The sequence below is a fragment of the Kordia sp. genome, from assembly GCF_022447245.1.
In the GTDB taxonomy this organism is placed as follows: domain Bacteria; phylum Bacteroidota; class Bacteroidia; order Flavobacteriales; family Flavobacteriaceae; genus Kordia.
Genome location: NZ_JAKVBC010000012.1, coordinates 37,398 through 62,588, shown reverse-complemented (window position 1 = coordinate 62,588; position 25,191 = coordinate 37,398). Strand labels below are relative to the sequence as shown.

The 25,191-nt window shown below is 33.0% G+C and carries 22 protein-coding genes; 10 read left to right on the top strand and 12 right to left on the bottom strand.

What is annotated here, in order from left to right:
* Positions 1-92 precede the first annotated feature (92 nt).
* Together lpxK and MK119_RS10145 are read left to right on the top strand one after the other, a co-directional pair.
* Positions 93-1,106, top strand: coding sequence for a tetraacyldisaccharide 4'-kinase (lpxK, locus tag MK119_RS10150; protein ID WP_290677902.1), 1,014 nt, complete (start codon positions 93-95; stop codon positions 1,104-1,106).
* Between the two features lie 346 nt (positions 1,107-1,452).
* Positions 1,453-3,021 (top strand): T9SS type A sorting domain-containing protein, encoded by a 1,569-nt coding sequence (locus MK119_RS10145; protein WP_290677899.1) that lies wholly within the window; start codon positions 1,453-1,455, stop codon positions 3,019-3,021.
* A 2-nt stretch (positions 3,022-3,023) separates the two neighbouring features.
* Here the strand turns inward: MK119_RS10145 and MK119_RS10140 are convergent, their stop codons facing one another.
* From MK119_RS10140 to MK119_RS10125, 4 genes are all read right to left on the bottom strand, one after another.
* Entirely contained in the window at positions 3,024-5,870 is a 2,847-nt protein-coding gene (locus tag MK119_RS10140; protein WP_290677897.1) for a CHAT domain-containing protein, read from the bottom strand.
* 39 nt (positions 5,871-5,909) lie between these two features.
* Positions 5,910-6,506 (bottom strand): hypothetical protein, encoded by a 597-nt coding sequence (locus tag MK119_RS10135; RefSeq protein WP_290677895.1) that lies wholly within the window; start codon positions 6,504-6,506, stop codon positions 5,910-5,912.
* Between the two features lie 7 nt (positions 6,507-6,513).
* Entirely contained in the window at positions 6,514-8,064 is a 1,551-nt protein-coding gene (locus MK119_RS10130; RefSeq protein ID WP_290677892.1) for a T9SS type A sorting domain-containing protein, read from the bottom strand.
* A 91-nt stretch (positions 8,065-8,155) separates the two neighbouring features.
* Entirely contained in the window at positions 8,156-9,556 is a 1,401-nt protein-coding gene (locus tag MK119_RS10125) for a hypothetical protein (protein WP_290677889.1), read from the bottom strand.
* A 107-nt stretch (positions 9,557-9,663) separates the two neighbouring features.
* Between MK119_RS10125 and MK119_RS10120 the strand changes: the two genes are divergently transcribed.
* Together MK119_RS10120 and MK119_RS10115 are read left to right on the top strand one after the other, a co-directional pair.
* Positions 9,664-10,209, top strand: a complete 546-nt coding sequence (locus tag MK119_RS10120) for a sigma-70 family RNA polymerase sigma factor (RefSeq protein WP_290677886.1) — start codon at positions 9,664-9,666, stop codon at positions 10,207-10,209.
* Positions 10,209-10,946: a hypothetical protein gene (locus MK119_RS10115; RefSeq protein ID WP_290677883.1), complete on the top strand. Its 738-nt coding sequence runs from the start codon at positions 10,209-10,211 to the stop codon at positions 10,944-10,946. Before MK119_RS10120 ends, MK119_RS10115 begins: the two co-directional genes overlap by 1 nt.
* 42 nt (positions 10,947-10,988) lie before the next feature.
* Here MK119_RS10115 and MK119_RS10110 read toward each other — a convergent pair whose 3' ends face one another.
* From MK119_RS10110 to gap, 4 genes are all read right to left on the bottom strand, one after another.
* Positions 10,989-11,831 (bottom strand): hypothetical protein, encoded by an 843-nt coding sequence (locus MK119_RS10110; RefSeq protein ID WP_290677880.1) that lies wholly within the window; start codon positions 11,829-11,831, stop codon positions 10,989-10,991.
* Positions 11,832-11,898: 67 nt separating this feature from the next.
* Entirely contained in the window at positions 11,899-12,171 is a 273-nt protein-coding gene (locus MK119_RS10105; protein ID WP_290677877.1) for a hypothetical protein, read from the bottom strand.
* Between the two features lie 614 nt (positions 12,172-12,785).
* Positions 12,786-14,846 (bottom strand): response regulator, encoded by a 2,061-nt coding sequence (locus tag MK119_RS10100; protein ID WP_290677874.1) that lies wholly within the window; start codon positions 14,844-14,846, stop codon positions 12,786-12,788.
* 167 nt (positions 14,847-15,013) lie between these two features.
* On the bottom strand, positions 15,014-16,009 hold the full coding sequence (gene gap / locus MK119_RS10095) for a type I glyceraldehyde-3-phosphate dehydrogenase (RefSeq protein WP_290677871.1): 996 nt from the start codon (positions 16,007-16,009) through the stop codon (positions 15,014-15,016).
* A 733-nt stretch (positions 16,010-16,742) separates the two neighbouring features.
* Between gap and MK119_RS10090 the strand changes: the two genes are divergently transcribed.
* From MK119_RS10090 to MK119_RS10065, 6 genes are all read left to right on the top strand, one after another.
* A complete protein-coding gene (locus MK119_RS10090) occupies positions 16,743-17,396 on the top strand; it encodes a hypothetical protein (protein ID WP_290677868.1) in 654 nt (217 codons plus the stop codon).
* Between the two features lie 149 nt (positions 17,397-17,545).
* A complete protein-coding gene (locus MK119_RS10085; RefSeq protein ID WP_290677865.1) occupies positions 17,546-17,824 on the top strand; it encodes a hypothetical protein in 279 nt (92 codons plus the stop codon).
* A gap of 84 nt (positions 17,825-17,908) precedes the next feature.
* The gene (locus MK119_RS10080) at positions 17,909-18,223 is read left to right on the top strand and encodes a hypothetical protein (RefSeq protein WP_290677862.1); all 315 of its coding nucleotides are present in this window, start codon (positions 17,909-17,911) and stop codon (positions 18,221-18,223) included.
* The gene (locus MK119_RS10075) at positions 18,223-18,879 is read left to right on the top strand and encodes a hypothetical protein (protein WP_290677860.1); all 657 of its coding nucleotides are present in this window, start codon (positions 18,223-18,225) and stop codon (positions 18,877-18,879) included. The genes MK119_RS10080 and MK119_RS10075 overlap by 1 nt, the downstream gene beginning before the upstream one ends.
* Entirely contained in the window at positions 18,849-19,601 is a 753-nt protein-coding gene (locus MK119_RS10070) for a histidine kinase (protein ID WP_290677857.1), read from the top strand. The genes MK119_RS10075 and MK119_RS10070 overlap by 31 nt, the downstream gene beginning before the upstream one ends.
* 5 nt (positions 19,602-19,606) lie before the next feature.
* Positions 19,607-20,284 (top strand): response regulator transcription factor, encoded by a 678-nt coding sequence (locus MK119_RS10065; RefSeq protein ID WP_290677854.1) that lies wholly within the window; start codon positions 19,607-19,609, stop codon positions 20,282-20,284.
* A 676-nt stretch (positions 20,285-20,960) separates the two neighbouring features.
* Here the strand turns inward: MK119_RS10065 and lipA are convergent.
* The 4 genes from lipA to MK119_RS10045 form a co-directional block, all read right to left on the bottom strand.
* On the bottom strand, positions 20,961-21,836 hold the full coding sequence (gene lipA / locus MK119_RS10060) for a lipoyl synthase (RefSeq protein ID WP_290677851.1): 876 nt from the start codon (positions 21,834-21,836) through the stop codon (positions 20,961-20,963).
* A 492-nt stretch (positions 21,837-22,328) separates the two neighbouring features.
* On the bottom strand, positions 22,329-23,543 hold the full coding sequence (locus tag MK119_RS10055) for an Nramp family divalent metal transporter (RefSeq protein ID WP_290677848.1): 1,215 nt from the start codon (positions 23,541-23,543) through the stop codon (positions 22,329-22,331).
* Complete coding sequence (locus MK119_RS10050) at positions 23,540-24,097, bottom strand: sigma-70 family RNA polymerase sigma factor (protein WP_290677845.1); 558 nt, start codon at positions 24,095-24,097, stop codon at positions 23,540-23,542. Before MK119_RS10050 ends, MK119_RS10055 begins: the two co-directional genes overlap by 4 nt.
* Positions 24,088-25,188, bottom strand: a complete 1,101-nt coding sequence (locus tag MK119_RS10045; RefSeq protein WP_290677842.1) for a glycosyltransferase — start codon at positions 25,186-25,188, stop codon at positions 24,088-24,090. Before MK119_RS10045 ends, MK119_RS10050 begins: the two co-directional genes overlap by 10 nt.
* Positions 25,189-25,191 lie beyond the last annotated feature (3 nt).

The following is a 25,191-nucleotide window of genomic DNA, read 5'->3' as shown; positions in this document are numbered from 1 at the left end:
ACGTTTTCAAATTAATCTACACATTTATAGAGTAATTTGAATATTCAGCATTTCATTTTCATTACTAACTTAAAAAATTATACTTTCGTTGTATGCGAAGACTTCGATTGATCTTATTACCTTTTTCTGTGCTCTATGGCGCTATTGTGTTTATCCGCAATTGGCTATTTGATAAAGGTTTTTTAAAATCGACTTCCTATGATTTTCCTGTGATTTGTGTTGGAAATCTGAGTGTTGGTGGCACAGGAAAGTCACCGATGATAGAATACTTGATTCGTTTGTTGAAAGATCAATACAAAGTAGCTACATTGAGTAGAGGTTATAAACGAAAGACGAAAGGGTTTTTATTAGCAAATTCAACTACTACAGCTTCAGATATTGGTGATGAACCATTGCAGTTTTATCATAAATTTAAAAATGATATTCAAGTTGCGGTAGAAGCAGAACGTACCGTTGGAATTGAAACCTTACGGAACTTGGAAGATTCGCCAGAAGTGATTTTGTTAGATGATGCATTTCAACATCGGAAAGTAACCGCAGGATTCCATATTTTATTGACGCCTTTTTATGATTTGTATGCCAACGATTTTATGCTGCCCGCAGGAAATTTACGAGAACCAAATTCAGGAGCCAAACGTGCAGATGTGATTATTGTGACCAAATGTCCCACAGAAGTTTCAGTAGTACAACAAACAAAAATTAGAAAGAAGCTGCGTCCAAAAGCACATCAAAGAGTGTTTTTTACGACGATTGCGTATTCCGAAACTGTTCAAAACGAACAAGAAGAAGTTGCATTAACAGATTTAAGGGATTCCGAATTTGTATTGATTACAGGAATTGCCAATCCGACACCTTTGTTGCAATATTTAAACGATCAACAGTTACAATATACACACTTAAAATACGCTGATCATTATCATTTCAGCGAAAGCGATATTACTACAATAAAACAAAAAGCAGGAAACAAACGTATTTTAACAACCGAAAAGGATTTTATGCGTTTGCAAGGCAGTTTGGAACATCTTTATTATTTACCAATTCAAGTACAGTTTTTGTCAGATGAACAGAAGTTTCAACAAAAAGTTGGAAAGTTTTTAGAATCGTAAATTTCGCTTCAAAGTAAATCTCAATACAAAATCTTTCGATTTTCGTTGCTCTAACGAATTCCCAATTAAGCAAACAGCTAGTATCGAAATCAAATCAACGAATAACGAAGTCAAAATACTAGATGGTGAATATTGAGTTTTAAATGATATTACCAAAACCCAATACTCAAAAACCTGATGAAATTTTCATGGTAGTCATGAACGAAGATGTTTCCTTCTAATTTACAAACTTTTGGGAAAAACACCCATTTGCCGTCCTGATTCCTTTAGTTTCAATAATCTGGGACATCCAAAAGCGCAGTTCGTAATATGTTTGTATCGTTGTTAATTATAAAATACTACGACTATGAAAAGAATTACTTTTTTATGCATGCTATTTGTTCTTTTAGCTTTTGAGGTGCAAGCACAAATTAGCTATGTTACGCCAACAGGAGCGGGAAGTTTTGATGGTTCAAGTTGGGCAAATGCATTTCCAGGAACTTCCTTACAAACGGCTATTGATGCAGCCAATGTAGGAGATGAAGTTTGGGTTGCTGCTGGAACCTATTTTACTACTACAACTATAAACCGAAATATAGCATTTAGCATGCGAAATGGAGTCACTATTTATGGAAGTTTTAGTGGAACCGAAACGCTATTGTCACAAAGAGATTTGACGAATGGTTTAATGAGTATTTTAAGTGGTGAAATTGGCGCTGCTGGCATCAATGATAATAGTTACAATGTAGTATATAACCAACTGTTAGACGCAACTGCTATTATTGATGGTTTTATTATCGAATATGGTAATGATGATAGAAATCCCACAAGTTCTGGAAATGGATTAGGTGGCGGAATCTATAATCATGGATATAATGTTGGTGGAAGTTGCCATCCTACGATTCGAAATATTCTCTTTAGACATAATACCGCTTCATGGGGCGCAGGTGCGTTTAATAATGGTTTTGGTGGCGGAAATACGCAACCTACATATATAAATTGTGTGTTTACACAAAATCACGCATTAATTGAAGCAGGAGGAATGGACAGTTATGGTGTAGGAGGAACGGCGAGTCCTACCGTAATTAATACTATATTTTATGAAAACACTGCTGCCACTAATGTAGGGGCAATGTATGCGTGGGGCGGCAATGGCGGAAATTGTCATCCCGTATTGATCAATTGTGCTTTTATAAACAATATGGCATTAAACGGATATGGAGGTGCTTTTATTGCAGATAACCTTGATCCAAGTGGCGGAACATCGTCAGGTTCATGTACGGTGACATTGCAAAATTGTATTGTTTGGAACAATTCGGCAACAGGAGTTGCTCCACAATTTTATATAAGAGGAACTGGTGCACAAGTCTTTGCAACACATTCAGATATAGACCTTACAGGACAAATTGCTCCGCATGTGATTTCAGGAGTAGGAACAGGAAACATTGATGTAAATCCGATGTTTTTAGATATGGCTTCTGGAGCAGGAATGGATGGAATTTGGATGACTAATGATGACGGATTGCAATTGCAGAATGCTTCTCCATGTATTGATGTTGGAGATAATACAGGCGTACAAGCAACAGATATTTTAGGGAATGCGAGAATATACAATACTACGGTAGATATGGGCGCGTATGAATTTGATGGAACAACTTTAAGTATTGAAAATAATATTCCTGAATTGGATTTTGTTATATATCCGAATCCGACGAGCGAAACGGTTTATTTGACTTTTACAGCTTCTGGAGAAAATACTGTTAGTGTGACATTGTATGATAGTACAGGAAGACTGATACAAACCATAGTTGAAGAAGAAAAAACGAGTGGAATTGTGAACCGAGAAATTGATGTATCTACACAAAAATCAGGAATTTATTTTCTGGAGATTCAAACCTTACAAGGAAAATCTGTACGTAAGATTATTAGAAATTAAATTTATGATGTTGCGTTGTACTTTAATCGCTTCTTAAAAATTAAAATAGTTAAAACAATCATAACAACGAATAGTATGTGCCAAATCACATTAGAACTTGCAGCAATAGAAATGGTACTCTCATCGCCATATAAAATAAAGCCTGTCCAATAGAATGGTTGCTCTAGTTTAGTTCCTTTGTGCTTTCTTAAGTAGTTAAGTTTGGCATTTTTCAATGCAGCTGATTTGGTATATCCATCTTTTAAATATGTGTAGAAACTTTCCATAATCTTGCTAGTTGATTGATCGGGCACTTCCCACAAACTTACAACGGTTGCAGGAACGCCAGAGAACGTAAATGCGCGTTGAAAAGATTCTAAGTTTCTACCAGCACTTTCTTTCCCTAAACCTGTGTTACATGCACTGAGTACGGCTAAATCGGCTTGTAATTGTAATGCGTAGAGTTCTTCCAAGTACAAATCGTCGTCGGTTTGATTGTTTTTGTTGAATAATAATCTGCTTAGTCCAGGTTCTTCATTGTTGATAACAGCATGCATTGCCAAATGTAAAACTCCAGCTTTTGGTGCGGTGTCAAGGAAATATTTCTTAGAAATATTATCGCCAATATACGTTTCCGAAGGAAAGAGTTTGCTAATGATTTCTGCTTCTTTTTTAGCGCCTTTTAGAAAAGAAGCATCGCTTCGTGTTGCTACCATTGCTTCAGTTTCAGGGTAATTAGGAGCATAAATTGCTAAAAGTCCTTTTGTAGTTGGTTGCGAATTATTTTCAAAATGTGTAAAACCCAAATTTGATGTATATCGAATTTCATGGGTTTCTATAAAAAACTTATTTTCTAGTTGTAAAATTTCAAAAGGGATACGATACAATTCGCCATCAGGGTTGATGATGATTTTTGTGAACTCTGGATCTATTGTTGGTAACAATTTTTCGCCTAAAAGTGCGGCAGTTTTTGCATCGTATTTACGGTCTCGAATACTATTGATTAAAGTTTCTCCTAATTCGATTTCATCTGCTGTCCATGACTTGATTTCCCAATGAATATCATTCGCCGAAATAGAAAAGATGGCTATTTTAGTATTGAGAATAAAATATTTTAAAACGAGTTCATTGTCACGTAAATTTCTTTGTAATGTTTCAATGTCAAACTTTTTACTACTTAATAATTCTAAGTTTGGAAACTTTTTATTTGTAAAAATTAAATGGTTATTGATAAGTTCTTGAAGCGAATCTACTTTTCGAATTGAATTCTCTTTTTTTGCAGCTGTAAGTAAGGTGCGTAAGTTTAAATGTCTAAACTTTAACGAATCTAATTCAGGAAGTTTATTAGTGAATCTGTTTTGATAAAAACGCTGCCAAGTCATTTGATTCATGATGGTTTCAGTACGACCAAGTAACTGGTTTATAGAAAGATGTTCTTCGTCAAATCCCTCTTTTTGGGCGAGTAAGGATCCATTCAATATTTCCCTTAAAACATCATTCTGATTCGGATTGAATTTGGTTTTTGCGTAACTATTTTCAAACTGAATAAAGGCAATGCGATACAATCGGGCAATTGTTTTTTTGACTTCAGGATCATCATTGTAAAATTCTTCTAATTTTTCCGCCACTCTGCGTATTAATCGCGATTCGCCATAGGTTTTACTTGGTTTAAAGTTGCTGTAATCTTTGGCAAGTGTTGTAGAATCTGAATGAATTCGTTCAATAACATTATGAAAAATACGTAAGGCGCTATCTTTTTGTTTGAGTTTGGCTTTGATGAGCCCTTTTTGTGCTAGAAAAAATGATCTTCTGTAATCGTTTTTGTTCATAGAATCTAGCAAATACTCCATCAAGCTTTCTGCTTTTTGTAAATCGTTCGCAAGCGTTAAGGCTTTACATTTATTATATTTAAAAGAGATTAAATCGCCTGTGTAATTTTTATTTTCAACCAGATCGATCGATTTGTCTAAATAATAAGAACCAGTTTCTAATTTTTTTGAAGTGATTAAAGAATCATGTTTGTAACTAATGTACCAATCGCCAATATGATTCAACGCAGTACTGTAATAAATGTACTCATGCTTGTTGAATTTAGGTGAAGCTTGCAAAGTATTCAGTTTGTTGACTACGTTTACGATTTCCAGACTATCTTCTTTTGTAGTAGCTAGTTTATACAGTAAATATGCTTCTCTATATGCCAAAACTACTTCATATCGATCGCGGCGTGCTTCATCGAGGTGTTTTCGATGCTTATCATAAGTTTTATTTGCCATGCGAATATTGCGTTTTGCATCGGGTAAATTTCCATGATAAGCAGCCTGACTTGAAAGAAATACATAAGCATCTACCAAATAATCCAAACTTGATTCGTCATCTTCAGATAAATATTCAAGTGCTGTTTTCATACTTAATTGCGCACGTTTAGCAAAGTCCATTCCAGCTTCTCCATACGCTCTTTTGTAATATAAAACACCTTTGTTGTGTTTGGCTCTTTTACTTGTTGCTTTTCCGCAATACGGCATTCCTTTGTTAGCACTTTTAATACTTTCCAAATACTTGCCAGTATAGAAATTTCCTTGAAATTGATTGTAATACAAGTCCGCAACATCCAAACTGTCTTTCTGGTTTTTAGGTTGTATGTTTTTTAGATGTTTTTCAAGAAATGCTAGCAATTCATCATATTGTTTTGTGTTGTGCAACGCATTCGATTTTCCCCATAAGAAAGCAATGGTTGGTTTGGTAACGGTATCTTGTGTTTCTTGGAATTTGAAGTTTCCTGCTTTTAAATCTAAACTAATTATGAGTACGCATAGTATTTTACATATGCGTACTCTTAAAAAAAAATAAGATATAGATTGAAGCTTTTGCATTTGAAAAATGGATCTTTAATTTTCTAAAAATACAATTTTTTAAAAAAGATTCATTCGTTTTGCTATTTCAAGGGCAATTTTTTTGTAATCTCTATTTTTTTCTAATTCCTCTTTGTTAAAGGGTGATCCAGGTGTTAAAATTGTAACAATATATCCATCCATTTTTATAGAAAGTTCCCTGTTTGCTTCTTTCCAAATGGCAGCCATTCCTAAATTAGGTACAAATGAAGACGATTTGGACATCTTCTTTTTGAGTTCCCAAGTTTCTATCCAATTTTCACCTTCGGCGACTTTATCTTCAACGGCAGTAATGATTCCTGTTAAAAAGCCAAATTTAGCCTCTGTATCTTCATTGATGTACACTAGAAAACGACAACTTTTTGAAGCAAATGTTTGTCCGTCGTCAAATAAAATTTTAGTAGCATCGGGATACAATTCTCGGATGTCGGCCTCGTTAACATATGTGCATAGATTTTTGGGAATTTCAGAAAATGCTACTTTATTTTTTGTAAAGTTTGTATTTACAAAATCGGTATTGCCAAGATCTTGTCCAACAAGTGTATTTTTATCGCCAAAGCATCCGATAATTATTAAAGATATAAGCACAGTTACGGTAATACGGTGTAAGTTTTTCATTGTGATTTTAATTGAGAATTAATTTTTTGAGTGTTTTTGTGTTTTCTGTTTTGAATTCAACCATATACATTCCACTAGAAAGTTGCGAAACATCTAATGTTTGTGAATTGTTCGTAAAGTTTTCATGCTTTAAGATTAATTTTCCAGACATGTCATAAATCGTAATACCTTCCAACAGCATTGGAGCAATTACATTTAATAGGTTCTTTGCAGGATTTGGAAACATGCGAATTTGATTAGTTAGTCCTTCCACATCATCTGTACTCAATGTTGAGGTATCTTGAACACTTAAAATAAAACCACCGCTACTACTGTTCATGCTTTCCAAAGCAGTTTGCGTTCTATTCATGGTGTCTGCTTCAAGCCATACTTGAAGGTAATAGGTTGCATTTGGTGTTAAACCTGTAATTGCCAATTCGCCTTCTTGACACACTATTGGACTCGCATCAGCACAAGATTCATACAATGCAATTTTTCCAACCAATGGTGGCGCATTGATGGTCATGGTGACATTACCAGAAGCTGGAGAAGTAAATTCATACCAAATGTCTAAAATTGTAATGCCAGAAGACTCACAACCAGGCGTATTTGTACTATTAGAAGCATTTATGGTAGTTGCGGAAGCTGGTTGTACTAACGTAATTGGCGTTGCTTGTGCACAATCGTCATTTGACGGAGAACAGTTTAGACTAAAACCAGTAAAATAGTTTGTTGGAAATCCCCAATAGGTATTGCTCCAAGCTACATCGTCTACTTCTACACATGTTAAAGCAGGGTTGTCTTTTACTCTAAAAGTTTGCCCTATATTGGTATTGTTGCCACTTTTAATATAAATAGTTTCTAATGCAGCATTGTCTTCTGCTCTCACACTATTCAATGCGGTATTTGCAGATAAATCTATGTATGGTAGAAGTAAATTATCATCAAACTCTATACTTTCTAATAATGTATTTTGAGTAACATTTAAATTGATTAATGTTTGATTTTGATTGACTAATAATATTTTCAATGCAGTACAACTAGAAAAATCTAATTCTTGTACATTGACAAAATTGAAATAAGCATCTTCTAGCAAAGGGTTGTTTCCAAAAATGATAGCTTCCATATCATTTGTCATATCTTCGATAGAAACTTCTGTAAGATTGATATTATTGGTAAAATCTAGTGTTGTAAAAGTAGATCTAGAAACACCCACATAGGAAAGATTAACTAAAGCACTTAAGTCAACAGTAGTGTCTAAGACATCTCGAATAACCAATTCTTCTAGCGCAGTTAAATTTTCAATAGGAGATAAGTCTGCCACAGCGTCATCAATTCTTAAATCTTTTAAAGCTACAAAATCTTGCAAGCCTGTAATATCTGTTACAGTAAAGTTTCCAAAGTCAAAATCTTCTAAATCATCAATATTTCCTGTAAGAACTAAGTTATCAATTGGACCAGAATCCAGTCCTAATTGTTGAAGTCTATACTCAAAACCATTATCTGGAATATAAGTAGTTTGTGCTTGAACAGTTATACCAAAGCAGATTGCAATAAGTAATAGTAATTTTCTTTTCATTTTTTTGTATTATTCATTAGTGAGTTAAATAAAAACATCCATATCAGCTTATACATCCAATCACTCATATGGAAGTTGTTTAGTAAGAGATTTAGAACATTTTTTTGTATTCCTTAGGGTTGATAGTTTTGTTGATATTGTTTTTGATGGCAATCGTTGTACTTGTCATAGTTTCTTTATTTGATTGTATTGTATACTCCATAATATAGCCATCTAAACTACTATGATCTTGTATAAACCAGTTTGATAGTTTGATGCTTGGTGCTACCCAAAAGTTAACTTTTGTCGAGCTGTCTGCCATGGCATACTCGTAACAAGTCGCACCTAGAATTGTTTTGGTGTTACCTGTTTTTTTAAGTTTTGTGTAATCGTATTGTGCCATCTGATCAGTAAGATTACTCATATTTTCTTGTCCCATCATGCCGTTAGACATGCGCATTTTCATACCATTTGATTCTACAAATACATGTGTGTTTCCTTGATCCATCACTATGATCGATTCTCCTTCCATTTCTTCATCTGAGTAGGCGCCTAAGTCTGCTTTGATCGCAATGTATTTTGCCTTAGGATGTAGGAGATAGGATATTTTATGGCTTCTATTTTCTTTTGGAGACCTAATTTCAGTAACGACTTCACTACTAAATAAGTATGTTCCTGGCGCAGGTGCTGGGATATTTTCGTCAGTCATCGTATCTGAGTAGCTCTTTGATTTTTTGTCACCATCTTGCTTGACTATGGTTTCTTGATTCTGAAATAGAGGTGTTTTACTGTCAATATTTCCGGAAATAGTTGCGTCGTAAAAGGTTTTATCTGGAAACTCACTATTGGGATTTTTGGTGCGTTTCGTAAGAGAAGCAGTTCCAGAAAAGCTAATTTTTATGTTTTCATCAGAAAGTACATCAATGGTTACTTCTCCTTTCGCGATCTCATATTTTTGATAGTCATCTGTAACCGCACGACTAAAACCGTCTACCGATTGTTGTTTAAATGGTAACTCTGGATCGTACCCAAGTTTAAGAGTTGCTTCTTCTGGGATTTTGAAAGTTTGTTTTCCTGTGTTGGAATCCTTTAAATTTTGAGTGGTTGATATCACTATCATAAATCCATCATATATGTCTGCTTTATGTGACCACCAATTTCCGTAAATAGTGTATCCTGAGTTGGTTTTATCTACTTTTATTTGGCGTGTTTCCGTTAGAGTAACACTTCCATAGGTTTTTGAGTGATTAATAGTAACATCACCAAAATCTTTTTCTTTAGTAGCAGTTGGATCTTCTCTTCTAGAAGTTTCCTTTTTAGAATCTTCTTTCTCTTCTATGGCATCATCAATAGTTTTCTCAACTTTGTTGTCGATTTTATTAATGACTTTATTTTCAATGTTTTTCGCTTTTTGCTTTGCTTTTTCTTTCAATCTTTTAAACAATTGTGCATCAGCACTTTGATAAGATATTAAACATGCAATGAAAAAGAGTATGTGTAATTTTGATTTCATGATAAATACATTTGTTTATCCTTTTGTATATTTAGCAAGCTTAATATTAACAGCTACACAAATTTTTTTTCATTTCATTGTTAATATTTTAAATTTTAAAACCACTAATGAGTAGAAATAGCACAGATGCTGAATTACAAGATTTGTTACGATCTGATGATAAAAAGGCGCTTGAGACTATTTATATAGCATACAAAGAAGAGTTTTTGAATTATGCAAAAAAGTATGGCTTGGATGCGTACAATGCTACCGACATTTACCAGGATGCTATTATAGCCATGCGTCATAATTTTGTGAATTCGAAATTGATATTGACCTCAAGTTCTGTAAAAACGTATCTGTTTGGCATAGGAAAATTTAAAATTTTAAAAAAATTAAAAGAAGCAAATACACTTTTAAACGTTGAAACAAAAGAAGAAGATTATACAGAAATTAGGATAGAAGAATCAACTCCTTCAGAGCGTTCAATTATATTGAGTAAGTATTTAGACTCAATTTCTGAAAGTTGCAGGAAGGTTTTGGAACTATTTTATTATAGAAATTTAACAGTGGAAGAAATTGTACAGGTCACAGAATATAAAGATGGAAATACGGTGCGAAGTCATAAATCGAGATGTTTAAAACGTTTAAAGTCTTTGTTTAAAAAAGTATAATGAATAAAGAAGAATTCATACAAGATTATATTGCAGATCGTTTGTCTGATGAGGACAAGGTACGCGCAGAGGAACTACTGAAAACCGATGTTGAACTTCAAGAGTTATATGAATCACATTTGGAGTTAACAGCGGCTTTTCAAATTTCCAACGATAAGGCTTTAAAAAAGCATTTGCAGGAATTAGATGCAAATACTATAGAAGCTACAGATAACGGTACAAAGAAATCTAATTTTGGCATGTTGAAACGCATTGCGATTGCTGCGATTTTTATCATAGGAGCATTTTTTGCTATCAATCAGTTTTCTGCAAATGGTGATATCTTTGATTCCTATTTTGAAGTGTGTCCAAATACGTATTTGCCAATTACCAGAGGAACTTCTTCCCCTGATGCTACATTTGAAGCTTTTAAGTCGTATGAAAGCGGTAATTATTTAAAAGCAGAAAAGGCATTTAAAGACTTATTATCTTCTGATGATAACCCAAATATTCGATTTTATTATGCGATGTCATTATTGAATCAAGAGAAGTCTGGACTAGCTTTGAAAGAATTGAATATTTTAACTCGGAATACGAATGCTAATTTTGATTATCAATTAGAATCATTTTGGTATGTTGCTTTGATTCAGTTTCAACAAGATAAATTGGAAGATGCCGTAAAAAATCTTCAAGTAATTCAACGAGTACATCCAAATTTCAAAGCAGAAGAAATCAAATCGATTTTAGAGAAGTTGTAGTAAAAAAGTAAAGGTGAGTAATAAACTTTATGAATAGCTATTTTACAAATAGTATTGACTTAAAAAACTAGGGTTTCCTTTTTCCTTTGGGTAATAATAAATTCCAATTAATAATTTGCTGTTTTCAGGAACTGTATCTTTTACTCCTTTGTCAAAACTTGTCCATTCCGTTTTTTTGATTATTTCAATTAACTCTTGGTCGATTGAATTTTTAAACCCGCTGATTTCTATTACGTTTCTAATAGACAAATTTGATTCAAATATTATCTCATAAATTCCAAAGTTTTTTTCAAGTTCAATTCCATTGAATTTTTTTAATTCTTGATGAAGTTTTGCTTTTTCTCGATAATTTATTTTGTCGGTGAATTTTATATTTTTTGACTTAAAAATCTTTAGGATTTCCAGTTCTCTTATTTGTCTTTTAAGTTCTTTTTTATTTTTTGAAGTTTTTTTCTTGTATATAGCTGAATAATCAAGATACATTATGCCTGAACACATTCCGATTCCAAACTTTCCACTGTCGTTTTTTCTGGCATAAGCAATAAGTTTGGTGTTGGCAGGAATATGAATATCACAAGAACTTCCAATTCCATTATCACTTCTACCATAAACATAGATGGATTTTAGTGGTTTTCCTTTAAAAAGCTCATTTATTTTAATATCTGCTCTGTATCCTTGTTCATTCTCTTGATTTGGATAGATTTTGAGAATAGTCACATTAGCAACAAAATCAGATTGAGTATATTTTTCTGTTATATTCAGAGGATCGCAGTCGCAAGCAAAAGCTTGAATTGAAAACAGTAGAAATGTTATTTGAAGTATTTTTTTTATAATTGGAGGATACGGTTTCATATAATCATCAGTTAACAGATATGAAGTTAACATTTTAACTTATTTAAAGATGTAAAATCACCCATGGGTTTCTCTGTTAAAAGTTTCGTTGTATTAGCAGTTATACATTCTTGTGCAATATTTTTAATTTTCCTCTATTCAATTCATCAAAAACAAATCCGAATGGATAATCTCCAAAATGCCATTTGTTTTTTTCAAACTTAAAAACCATGTGATTTTCAAAGTATGCTCTGGAGTATCCATTTATTTCAGTATATATACAGTGTTCCCAAACTTCTATACGGTCTTTTTCTTGAGGAACATAATCAAAGTCAAAAACATTTCCTCCATTTAGTTTGTCTAAAACATATTCAAATTTAATTTCTTCTTTCAATTTATTTAAGGGAATGATAACTCGACCAATTACAAATCCTGTTCTATCGGCTTTAAACCTTTTAAGTTCCCAGTATAATTCTGTATCATAATATTTACCCTCTTTAATTGCTTCTTTTGATTTTTCAAATTCTTCTTTTGAAACGTATTTAGAACCAGTATCAAAAAAGTTTTGAGCTTCTTTAGCTTTTAAATCATAAAACTCTTGAACTTTATCATTTGATTTTCCAGAATCAGAAAGTTCTTTTTTTAAGCAAGTACAAAATTGAAGATTAAATTTGTTTCACACATAATGATTTTAATGTTGTACAACACCCAAAATAAAGCATTGTGATTAATTTCTTTGAACTATGATAGTTACCCAAATATACTGTAAATAGTGTATTTGTCTTGTTTAATGATTGAATTAAATTAAAAAAGTAAAGGCGAGTAACCAACTCGCCTTGTCCTTTAACTAACCAATCCAAAATTTATGTGAAATGAAAACAAAGCGTGATCGCTTTTTTTGATTTCAATTAATTAACAGCAAACCGCGTGCCAAAAAATAAACTTGATTGCTTTTTGGGTGTTAAGTGTTTGTTAATGAGTTGTTTTTAGAAATGTATGACGATTTCCTTAGGTAAGAATATTAGAAATTTTCTGGTAAAATACTTCTGGATTAAAAGGTTTGGAAATTACTTCATTGAATCCATCTTTCAAGAAATCTCCTTTATTATCATCAAGTGAAATCGCAGTTAAGGCAATGATTGGAGTAGAAACATCAAACTTTCTAATTTCTTTGGTCGCTTCAATTCCACTAATACCTGGCATGTGAATATCCATCAAAATAAAGTCATAACGATTGCTACGTGCATAATCAATGGCTTGGTAACCGTCATCGGCAATATCACAAGTCATATTTTGTTTCGCTATAATCTTCTTTGTAATTACTTGATTGATTTTGTTATCTTCTACCAATAGTACTTTAAACTTTCTGCTTTTGAGATCGGTTTTTTCTTCTGCTTTGGCATCAATATTAGTAACTTCAGGAGCAAGTTTGTCTAAGAGCAATGCAAATCGGAAGGTTGATCCTTCTCCTAATTTACTTTTTAGTTGAATATCGCTTTCTAATAGTTCTAATAAACTTTTTACAATGGTCAATCCCAAACCTGTACCACCATATTTGCGGTTAATTTGCACAGAACCTTGTGAGAAACTGTCAAAGATATTTTCTTGCATCTCTTTAGAAATCCCAATCCCATTATCTTTTATCTCGAATTGAATATTTTGTTGTTTCTCATCTTCTTCTAAAATTCTAGCAGAAATTTGAACAACACCATCTTTGGTAAATTTTAAAGCATTACTTATAAGATTAATAAATACCTGAGACATTTTTAAGTAATCGCCAACGAGTTTTTCAGGAATACCTTTATCAATAATTAAGATGATTTTATTATTGTTCTCTTTAGATGTTTGTGTAAGCGAATTCACAACATCGTTTAAAACCTTCTTAAGATTCAACGGCGCTTTTTCTACGGCCAATTTCTTTGCTTCAATTTTATTTACTTGAAGAATATCGTTGATAAATGTCAATAAATAATCTCCAGAAAACTTCAATGATTTTAAATGTTCTTTTTGGCTGTCGCTTGGGTTTTCTTCCATCAGTAAGTGTGTCAAACCAGTTACAGCATATAGTGGTGTTCGTAGTTCGTGAGTTACTGTAGATAGGAATTGAGCTTTGGCTTTCATTGCTTTTTCAGCATTGTCTTTAGCCAGTTGCAATTCAGAATTTTTCTTTAATAATAAGTTATTCGTTTTTACCTTAATTTGATTATTTCGGTAGAGAGAAATGGTTAGTAATGAAATAATAATAAGCAAGGCTGAACTTAAAATTGATGTAAGCTTATTACGTTTCCCTTTTTGTATGGAATCATCTTTTTCACGTTCTAATTCGACTATATGACGTTGTTTAAATTCATTGTCGAAAAATGCATCAGCCTGAGCAGCACTTTGTAAACTGGCTTGATCAAAAATGGAGTCTTTGATTTTTACATATACCTTATGATACTTAAATGCGTTTTCTAGGTCGCCTAAACCATCATAGGTATCGCTGATAATTTTAGAACTTTGAAGCCTAACTACAGGGAAATTATAGGAATTTGCAATTTTGAAAGCTGTTTCTGCATTCAATTTAGCATTTTGATATTGTTTTATATTCTTATAAGCTTTCGCTAAATTCAGGTGTGCTTTGGCTCTTAAATAATTGGGCTGGTACAAATCATTGATGGGCAATGAATTTTCAAAACGTTCAATGGCTCTACCGTTAATTCCTTGACTCAAATAAAATAGACCTCTGTAGTACTTTAACTTATTGATATCATCTCTGGATTGATATTTATCAAAAATAGCTTCGGCTTTTGTAAAGTAATTATCAGCATTGCTATAAGAAGTATTGCGAGTAGCAATAAGTGCTTGTAATACAAAATTATATCCGAGCCCAAGTGAGTCATTAATCTCTTCTTGAATTTCTTTGGCTCTGTTTAAGTAGCTTTCTATCTCAGAAGGTTTAAAATTGTTATAGTTTTCTTCTACACCAATTTCTGCACGTAACATGTATGCGCGTGCTTTACTTCTTTTATCACTAATAATATCGGCTAAGTCTAAAATGTATGTCAGCTTTTCAAAAGCATTATTCATTTTAGCTTTTTTTTTGTACTCGTATACATCAACAAAGGCACGCTCTATACTATCCTTAATATTTTCGTTAGATTGAGCTTGGGACAATACAGAGAATAAAGCAAACAATAAATAAAAAATGTGTCTTACTTTACACACCATGAAGTGATGAATTTATTCAAAAATACTTATTTATTTGAAATATATAGCATTAAATCAATTAATCTGTGTGAATAACCTATTTCATTATCGTACCAACCCACTACTTTTACCATCTTTCCAATGACTGAAGTCATCAAAGAATCAAAGGTGCATGAATAAGGGTTATCTATGACATCGACTGATACGATAGGATCTTCGGTATATGATAAAATTCCCTTCAAATTGGATTCAGAAGCTTTTTTAAATGCAGCGTTTATCTCATGTATAGTAGTTTCTTTTTTTACATTAAATGTAATATCTGTCAAAGAGCCGTCAGGAACTGGAACTCGAATTCCACAACCACCTATAACATCGGAAAGTTCAGAAAATATTTTAGTCAATGCTTTGGCAGCTCCTGTAGTTGTAGGTACAATACTCTGACTTGCACCACGTGCACGACGTAAATCACGATGTGGTTGATCGTGTAAGCTTTGATCTGTTGTGTAAGAATGAATGGTAGTAATATAGGCTTGTTCAATACCGCACAACTCATTAATAACTTTTATCATTGGAGGAGGATTATTGGTAGTACAAGAAGCGTTTGATACAATAGTTTCCGAACCGTCTAAAATATGTTCGTTTACACCTAAAACAACCATTTTGATTGCATCATCTTGCGGAGGAACTGATAATATCACTTTGCTAGCTCCGTTTGTAATATGATGATCTAAAAGCGCTTTTGTTTTAAATTTTCCAGTAGCTTCTATTACAAAATCTACATTGTGGGCTTTCCAATCAAGTTGGGAGATATCTGCTATATTGATTACGGGAAACGATTTTTTATCTACCGTAATTTCATTTGCTGTATGTGTTACGTGATTTGGTAATACACCGTGAATACTGTCATATTTTAGTAAGTGACTCAACGTGCGTGTATCTGCTAAATCATTAATAACGACTACTTCAATACCAGGATGGTTGAGTAACAAACGGAATAAATTTCGACCAATGCGTCCAAATCCATTAATGGCAATTCGTATCATGTAAATGCTTTATGTTAAGAAAGTCAAATTTACAGCTTTTTGTTTGGACTTTTTTTAAATCTTGAAAATTCTCGCTAAGTATAAAGCACAATTCCGAACGGTGTAAAGATTGCGCTCGTATGGTTGAAAAGAATTTAGTTTAGGAATAGTATTTATATGTTTACGTAATAAATTTTTTTTTCATTAAGTTAGTATTTTCAGATTCCTCTCCTGGAATGATGTCTAAAATTATATTTAAAATGCTATAATTTGATTCACTACCTATATCATTTAATAAATCTCTCACGATAATTCTATTTTATAATTCCTACACTTTAGTATTCGGTTTTTTAAATACATACATCAACAATAGAATTGTAGTTACGAGTAATTGTGTTTTTTTGTGATTGATTTCAATATAAAATTAAATAATTTAATGTAGGGTTTAACGGTTTTCTTTCGCTAGTTGTGAAATCAGTAGGTTGTCTGGATTTTTTGAGTTACTGTGTAATTTTACATTGTCTTAGATTTGGGTAAAATTACGTGTGAGATTTCATATTGATCTTTGTATATTTGGATTGTTCAGTTAGTATCCTTTATTAGATCTTGAAAACACGAATTTTTGAGAAAACATGAACATTGTATAAATTAGATAATTATTATCTTATTTATTATAAAACTTTAAAATATCAACTTGCTTACCAATAATATAGGAAAGCTTTAAAAAAACTATGGTATTATGAATAAAAAAACTATGACCCCATCAATGACCAATATCGATAGATGGAATTCACTTATTAATGGAAACGATGAAAATCGTTTACAAAAAGTTAAAGATATTTTTGCTAAAGCAGGAAACTATTTTATACTTGATACAGGGAATATAAGTGCTGATTCACATTATAATTATTTTCATGTTTATTTTGGACTTGACGATGCGGATACATTAAAATTGTATGTGCTTCCTAAGGAAGATGATAAAGATATTGATATTTATACGTTGAATTTAATTCCTATTCCTCCATTTGGAACGGATGACAAAGTTGTAGATCCTTTTGCAAATAGACAAGACTTGATTCAAGACATTAACGCTTGGCAAAATTTAGAAAGTAGGAATTCATGGTTAGATGTAAATCATAATGCGTTGCCATGGGCCTTTTGTATTGATGCTTCAGACTTTAATCCTGGTGATGTGCATGCGTGTTACTTTGCAATTAGAAATAATAAAGAATATGGTAAACTTATGGATTTAGTCATTGCAAATACAGGGGCTAAGGATATTCCATCACTTATAAAAGAAAAAAAACCTTATGATAAATCATCTGTATTTAAGGATATGGCAAGACCTGTTCCTCCATTCGGAAATAATTATGGAATTTTAATTGCTTTAGGCATTATGGTTCCTTAAAATCAATCTAAATAGTATTTAAACAATGAAATAGTTTTACATAGGTATCGATTAAAAGGATTTGCAAAAAAACTAACTGCAATTAATATTTTCAAAACAATTAATATTGTTAAATTTAAGAAAATAACTAATTTAAAAACTTAAACATTATGGCTGAATTTGTAAACCCTATTATTAGTATAGAAAATTGGAGTTCATTTGCTCATGGCGCACCCAACGATGGAATTATTTCTCTATTTGAAAAAAGTGGAAATAATTTTCCGTTAACATTAGATGCTGAAATGAAAGAATCAGAAAAATTGCATATTTATTTTGGTTTAAATACTTCTGGAGAAATTCAATTTTATGTAATACCAGCTAACTTAGACGAAATTTCGAATAAAAGTATTCTAAATTGTGGAGAGTTAGTTGCGATTGATGAAAAGTAAAAAAAGGTAAGTAGTAAATCAAGTCCAGAATTTGTAAGTTGGATTAATAATTGGTGTGATGAATCATTGCGAAACGGTTGGTTAATGAAAGTAAGTAGTGCACCTCAAGTATTAGTGATTCCTACGAGCGATTTTGAAGTGAATCATTTACATGAATGTTTTTTTGCATTACGAACAAATTCTAACCCAACAATACCAACTAAATACAGGATGGATTTAGTTGTCAAAAATACGGTAACAAATACGTTTTTAAATTCAAAACTAGAATTAGACACTACAGATGGCAGTGGATCTGAATTTGAAGATATGGCACGACCTGTTCCTCCATTTGGACAAGATGGATATCCTTCAACTGATAAGAAGAACTTTGGAGTTTTCCTATTGTCAGGAATTCAATAATGGATTTTAAAACATTTTCAGAAATCATTACAAATGCTTCTCCACTCGTACTGTTTATCGGTACGAGTATTGGACTCTATTATTATAAACGTTTAGATAAAATAGCGAAACTACTATTCTATTTTTTGATAGGAAGTTTGTTAATTGACTTATCTTCTAGATTGTTGGGTGCGATTATAAATAATAATTTGTTTTTGTTTTTTGTCTTAACATGGTTAGAGCTTTTTGTATTTATGAAAGTATATTATTATTTAACAGGGAAGAAGAAATTACTTATAGGAATTACTGCTTTTGGTATTTTGTACACTTTAATAGAGTCAATTTATATTAATACTGTTGAAGTAAATGTATTTCAACCCTATGCAAAAGCATTAGGCCCTTTGTTTATTGTTATAATGGCTCTGATTTTTTTCTTTGAATTGATTCGTGATGAAGAAAATTTATATAAGAACGAAGGGGATTATTTTATATTGAACAGTACCATTCTCTGCTTTTTTTCCTTGCAATTTTTGATTTTTCTTCCATTGAACTTTTTGGTGAACCAAGCAGTGTATTTGGCAGGTTATATATTTATCGGAAATGTAGTATTTCTGATTTTGTTTTATGTATACTTAACTTATTTTATATGGAAACGTGGCAGAAACCGGAAACAATAATTCTTTGGATCATTATTGTGGCATTGTTTGTCATTATCTTATTGACAGTGATCATTTTCTTAATTCGTGCTATTTTTAAGAAAATCATCAAGGCAAAAGAAAAAGAAGCGGCTATTCAGTTAAATCATCAAAAGAATTTGTTGGAAACTACGATAAAAATCCAAGAAATTGAAAGACATCGCATTGCGGCTGATATTCATGATGGATTAATAGGACGATTGACTGCACTAAAAATGCAACAGGAAATTACAAGTAAAGATCAAAAAACGATTGAGGCTTTGCATGAAAGTATCACTATTGCACGCAGAATCTCGCATGATTTAAGTCCACCTTTGGTAGAGTTTACCAAACTTCCAGAGTTGATCAAAGAATTGCTAGATCCTTGGGAACAGCATTTATTGATTACAACACTATTTGATCTCAGAACAGAAGTAAACGACACTGAAGAATTTAAAGTGCAAATCACACGTTTAATTCAAGAAATCATTACAAATACCATAAAACATGCCAATGCCACACAGCTATTTTTACACTTAAAACAAACAAAAAACTATATGACTTTGTATATTAGCGATAATGGAAAAGGGTATGATGTAGCAAAAAACAGTAAAGGCTTAGGAACCAAAAACATAGAAACTAGAGTGCAATTCTTAAAAGGAATGCACAAAGTAAAATCAACAATTGGCAAAGGAACTTCAAACTTGTTTCTTTTTAAAAACTAAAAAACATGGAAGACATAATCACAATAGCACTAGTAGATGACGATGCGTTAATTGTATCATTGTTAAAAGATTTTTTAGGGAATCAAGAAAACATGGAAGTTTGTTATACGGCAGATAGCGGCGAAATACTGAAAGAAAAATTGGCAACCGATAGTGCTTTGCCAGATGTCATGGTACTCGATTTAAACATGCCTGGTATCAATGGAGTAGAAGTAACCGAGTTTCTAAAACAAAACTATCCAAGCATCCGCGTGATATTGATGACATCACATTACAAACGATCCTTCATGGGATTTATGTTAAAAACAGGTGTGTCTGCCTTCTTGCCAAAAGGAATTTCGCCCGTACAATTGGTAGAAATCATCAATGAAGTGTACGACAAAGGATTCTACTTTATGGACGATCAACTAGGTGTGTTGCGCGAACAAATTTCCCACAAAAGTCCCAAACCAACCTTAATTGAAAAAAATAAATTGACCGAACGAGAAGTTGAGGTCCTAAAGTTGATTTGCTTCCAAAAAACCGCCAAAGAAATTGCAGAAAAACTTTTCATCGCACCACGTACGGTAGAAGGTCATAAAAACAACTTATTCATTAAAACGGAGGCAAGAAACATTGCAGGTTTAGTGATTTATGCGATTCAAAATAACTATATTGAACCGAATGAGATTCCATTGATTTAGACTTGTTCCCGCGTAGGCGGGAATCTCTTAGATTTGCTACGCTCTTAGATTGTTAGACTTGTTAGATTCGTCTTTGTGAGACGTAGTCACGGAAATCTGTCACTTAAAACGAAAATGTTCTCTGATAAACAGATTACTTCGTCATACTTCCTCGTAATGACGTAATGTACACAATCGTCACTTCGAGTGATTCGCTCAAGCGAATTGTATCAAGAAGTGCTAAGAAACTATTTATATCAAAATATTTCTAGATACTTATTTATTACACAAATTCACTCGAAATGACTTTTAGCATAAATATGATTCGTCTTTGCGAGACACAGTCGCGGTAATCTGTTTCTCAGTAAATTCTGAATATTCTTAGAATATGACTGCCATGTTATACTTCCTCGTAGTGACGTTTTGCTTTTTGAATTAATACAAAGTAATTTGTAGGATTCCTGGCTACACAGGAAATCAAAGATTCGGCGAAGCCAATGACAAAAAAGTTATAAAAAAATAAAAAGGATTGGATACTGAGTCAATACCCAATAAAGTTCAGCACATGGCTTATTATGACGTACTAACGTCAAAAGAAAAGGCTAGCCGCAAAACACCACTAGCCCAATTTATCATTTAATATTTTAAATTTTACATTTAAAGAGATACTGAATCGAGTTCAGCATGACGCCAAGCGTCAATCAATATGTTTATGCGCCTTATAAGAAGAACGCACCAACGCACCACTTTCGACATGACGGAAACCTAAGTCCAATCCGATTTCACGATAACGGTCAAATTCCGCAGGTGTTACAAAACGTTGCACAGGCAAATGCTTCTTACTTGGTTGTAAATACTGTCCGATAGTTACCACATCTACATTCGCTGCACTTAAATCATGTAGGGTTTCAATCACTTCTTCTTCTGTTTCTCCCAAACCTAACATAATTCCCGATTTGGTTCTGTTGATTCCTTCATCTTTCAAATACTTCAACACTGCCAAGCTACGATCGTACTTTGCTTGAATTCGTACTTCACGTGTCAAACGACGAACTGTTTCCATGTTATGAGAAACTACTTCAGGAGACACTTCTACAATACGATCCAAATGACGTTCAATACCTTGAAAATCTGGGATCAAGGTTTCTAGTGTAGTCGTAGGATTCATTCGTCGTACGGCCTTTACCGTTTCTGCCCAAATGATACTTCCCATATCTTTTAAATCATCACGATCTACAGAAGTTAAAACCGCATGTTTAATTTTCATGATTTTAATAGAACGTGCTACTTTCTCAGGTTCATCCCAAGCAACCGTTTCTGGTCGTCCTGTTTTTACACCACAAAATCCACACGAACGTGTACAGACATTTCCAAGAATCATAAACGTTGCCGTTCCTTCGCCCCAACATTCACCCATGTTTGGACAACTTCCAGACGTACAAATCGTATTCAATTTGTACTTGTCAACCAATCCGCGAAGTTCAGTATATTTTTTACCTGTTGGAAGCTTAACACGAAGCCATTTCGGTTTTCCTTTTGGAGGTAATACACTTGCTTTTGTTTCTACACTCATAGCAGTTATTCTAATCATTCAAAATATGAGCAGCAAAGATACAAAGAATCTCTTTGAAAAAAATGTTTCATTAATATAGCTGTTTGTAGATTTTTGTGATTTTAAATTGTATCGGTGTATTCAATGCAAATAGAGCTTCTAAATTCGGAAGCTTAAATCATCTAATTTGGTGATGTGACACGAAAAAGTATGAGTTTTTGAAAATATATTCGCATTGATTATTCATTTTTTAAAACACTTTATTATGTAAAAAAGAATTATAAAATCATTTCATTTGAACAAAAATCCATTTCAAATTTACATCAATCTTGTTTGCAAGGAGGAGTGTTTACATATACCTGCCTTCCAACGGTTTCTTGTCTTGTAACGTGTGGTGTGCCAAATTCAATAACTGTTTGTGATAGAACAGAGCAAATTTCGGTTTGTTTTCAACATTGCCAGGATAAATAGAAATGATAGTAAATAAAGCGCACTTCGGTTCGCTTTAGAGTTTTATAAAGTCGTTAAGTACCAAATAGAAAATCCCGTTAAAAACAATATTCCTAACCAACTTAAAATACGCAATCCTAATTTTGGTTGCCATTCTTTTGGAGTATGTTTACTGGTGATAAGAATATAGTTTGAGATCGCATAAAATGGCGCAGTTATGAAAGATAGAACCGTAGCAATTTTAATAAGCGCAGACATTTCTGACAGAAACTGCGTTAGAATCAAAATAGTTCCTGCTACCAGAATCAACATCCAAAAAATATAACTGTGCTTGATGTATTTTCCAAACAACAATTGACTCGTTTTTGCCATGGCTCTTGGAGAAGCATCCAAGGTTGTCAAAGTCGTACTAAACATGGTTGTAAAAGCAGCAATGGCAATAATGATATAGGCACCACTTCCTAAGTTTGTCGTATATAAATCAATCAATTGAGAAGCAAATACGCCTCCTTTTGGTGAAAACTCAATTCCAGATCCAAACATCACATACGCGCCCAAAGCAATAAAGCATGCGCCCAAGATAATGGTGACGATGTACCCAAAATCAAAATCAAACAATGCAGTTTTTGGCGTAAACTCTTTGGTTTCTTGACGTTTTTCAATCGCCCAAAGTGAGTGCCAAATCGAAATGTCTAGCGGGGCAGGCATCCAACCCATAAACACAATTAACAATGTATGTCCAGCTCCTTCAGGAAAAATTTGCCCTATTGTCAAAGCTTCGTTTCCATTGGTAATTGCAAAAGTGACAGCAACAATAGTACTAATTGTCAATGTAATAATGATGACTTTCATCAATTTGTCTAGAAAGGAATAACGTCCCATCGCTAAAATTCCCAAACAAATAAGTGTGATGATGGTACTCCAAACTTCCATGTCAAAATCAATCCCAAATAATTGTTTTGCCAAACCAGCGGTAACAATTGTAACGGCTGTTTGGATGGTAAACATGGTGGCAAATGTCAGAATGAAATATACGATGAGTAAGCCTTTGCTGAGTTTTTTATACCCATCAAGCAAGCTTTCACCAGTGGCAGCAGCATATCGTGGACCAAATTGAAAGAATGGATACTTAAATAAGTTTACGAGCAACAATGCCCATAACAATCCGAAGCCGAATTCTGCGCCAACTTTGGTTGAATTGACCAAATGTGATACACCAATGGCAGCTCCAGCAAATAATAATCCTGGACCTAGTTTTTTAAGAAAAGATGCATTCATTGTTTTTGATTAATTTCTGCAAGTAGCTTTTTAGCACGCAATAATTTCACCTTTACATTATTCATCGGTTCTTGCAATTGTTCTGAAATTTCTTTGTAACTCAACTCTTGAAAGTAGCGTAAGTTGATAATTTCTTGGTAATGTGGTTTTAGCTTTTTGATATCACGTAACAGTTTCGCTAAGTTTTGTTCGGTGATAATTTTATCTTCTGGCGTTGGTCCATCATCTATGATTCTGTATACTTCTTCCTCTTGTTCAGGAGTTGTTTCAATATGCGTTTTTTTCTTGCGAAGAAAGTCAATATGGACATTCTTAGAAATGGTAATCAGCCACGTTTTAAACTTGTACTTTTCGTCAAATGTATCAATTTTGTCAAAAGCTTTAGAAAAAGTTTGAATGGTAATATCTTCCGCATCGTTTTCATTTTGAACGCGTTTTAGTTGAAATCCATACACGTCGTTCCAAAAAGAATTGAGTAGAAAGTTGAACGCAACTTGATTACCCAGTTTGGCTTTTTGTATGTATGCTTTCAGAATCGTTTCTGCTATTTCCAATGCGTAGGTTTTGAAATCTTGTTTGCTATAAAGATACCAAAATGAATGATAACTAAAAAGACTTCCAAGATTGGGAGTAGGTACAAGGTGTCTTGTTCTTTGAGTTTACTTGCCGAAAATCCAACAATGAAATACTGTACTAATATACGGATTCCAATGATTCCGAAAGTTACTATCCACAAGTTTGTACATAGTAAGAAAATGGCAAGTGCCCAAAATAATATTTGTGTAGTGTAAAATGTGCCGAGTAAGATTTTATGAATAAACTTATAGTGTGATGAAGTACTTACATGTCTTCTTTTTTGACGAAACCATGATCCGAAACTCGTTTTTGGCTGCGAAATGGTAAAGCTATTTTTGGAATAACAAATTGCTGTATTTTTTCCTGTTGTCGCATCTTTGATAAATACATCGTCATCGCCAGAGCGTATTTTGATATGATTTACAAAGCCATTGACTTTATAAAATTCGCTTCTGTGATAGGCTAAATTTCGCCCAACGGCAGTGTAAGGAATGCCCAGTTTTGCATAACTGAACGCTTGGATGGCTGCCATTAAGGTTTCAAAACGTATCAGAAGATTCAAGAAGGAATGTTTCTTTCTCGAATAAGCACCATACCCAATAATAATTGTTTTCGTACTTGAAAAATGTTGCGTGATTTCTGCCAACCAACTTCTAGAGGCTGGCACACAATCAGCATCTGTAAACACTAAATAGTCATTCGTAGCTGCTTTAATTCCAAGAGTTAGGGCATATTTTTTATTACCCCAAAAGGCTTCATTATTCTCAACATTTACAAGCTTGATATTTTTATACATTTTTTGAAATTCCTCAATAATGTCTCTTGTATCATCTGAAGAAGCATCATTGATTAACACAATTTCGTAATTGTTGTAGGCTTGCTGTAAAAGTTGAGGAATTAAAACTTTAAGATTTTTGGACTCATTTTTTGCACAGACAATGACAGAAACAGGAACATTTTGAAGTTTGTTTCGTTTGGTTTTCTCAAAAGCAAACGCGCCAAAAAATAAAAAATAAATGACTTGAATAGCAGCAAGAGCTATCAAAGCATACAAAAGATAGGTAATCATAAA

Coding starts and splice junctions, on each gene's coding strand:
- lpxK (WP_290677902.1), top strand. CDS start 93: ATGCGAAGACTTCGATTGATCTTATTACCTTTTTCTGTGCTCTATGGC.
- MK119_RS10145 (WP_290677899.1), top strand. CDS start 1,453: ATGAAAAGAATTACTTTTTTATGCATGCTATTTGTTCTTTTAGCTTTT.
- MK119_RS10140 (WP_290677897.1), bottom strand. CDS start 5,870: ATGCAAAAGCTTCAATCTATATCTTATTTTTTTTTAAGAGTACGCATA.
- MK119_RS10135 (WP_290677895.1), bottom strand. CDS start 6,506: ATGAAAAACTTACACCGTATTACCGTAACTGTGCTTATATCTTTAATA.
- MK119_RS10130 (WP_290677892.1), bottom strand. CDS start 8,064: ATGAAAAGAAAATTACTATTACTTATTGCAATCTGCTTTGGTATAACT.
- MK119_RS10125 (WP_290677889.1), bottom strand. CDS start 9,556: ATGAAATCAAAATTACACATACTCTTTTTCATTGCATGTTTAATATCT.
- MK119_RS10120 (WP_290677886.1), top strand. CDS start 9,664: ATGAGTAGAAATAGCACAGATGCTGAATTACAAGATTTGTTACGATCT.
- MK119_RS10115 (WP_290677883.1), top strand. CDS start 10,209: ATGAATAAAGAAGAATTCATACAAGATTATATTGCAGATCGTTTGTCT.
- MK119_RS10110 (WP_290677880.1), bottom strand. CDS start 11,831: ATGTTAACTTCATATCTGTTAACTGATGATTATATGAAACCGTATCCT.
- MK119_RS10100 (WP_290677874.1), bottom strand. CDS start 14,846: ATGAATAATGCTTTTGAAAAGCTGACATACATTTTAGACTTAGCCGAT.
- gap (WP_290677871.1), bottom strand. CDS start 16,009: ATGATACGAATTGCCATTAATGGATTTGGACGCATTGGTCGAAATTTA.
- MK119_RS10090 (WP_290677868.1), top strand. CDS start 16,743: ATGACCCCATCAATGACCAATATCGATAGATGGAATTCACTTATTAAT.
- MK119_RS10085 (WP_290677865.1), top strand. CDS start 17,546: ATGGCTGAATTTGTAAACCCTATTATTAGTATAGAAAATTGGAGTTCA.
- MK119_RS10080 (WP_290677862.1), top strand. CDS start 17,909: ATGAAAGTAAGTAGTGCACCTCAAGTATTAGTGATTCCTACGAGCGAT.
- MK119_RS10075 (WP_290677860.1), top strand. CDS start 18,223: ATGGATTTTAAAACATTTTCAGAAATCATTACAAATGCTTCTCCACTC.
- MK119_RS10070 (WP_290677857.1), top strand. CDS start 18,849: ATGGAAACGTGGCAGAAACCGGAAACAATAATTCTTTGGATCATTATT.
- MK119_RS10065 (WP_290677854.1), top strand. CDS start 19,607: ATGGAAGACATAATCACAATAGCACTAGTAGATGACGATGCGTTAATT.
- lipA (WP_290677851.1), bottom strand. CDS start 21,836: ATGAGTGTAGAAACAAAAGCAAGTGTATTACCTCCAAAAGGAAAACCG.
- MK119_RS10055 (WP_290677848.1), bottom strand. CDS start 23,543: ATGAATGCATCTTTTCTTAAAAAACTAGGTCCAGGATTATTATTTGCT.
- MK119_RS10045 (WP_290677842.1), bottom strand. CDS start 25,188: ATGATTACCTATCTTTTGTATGCTTTGATAGCTCTTGCTGCTATTCAA.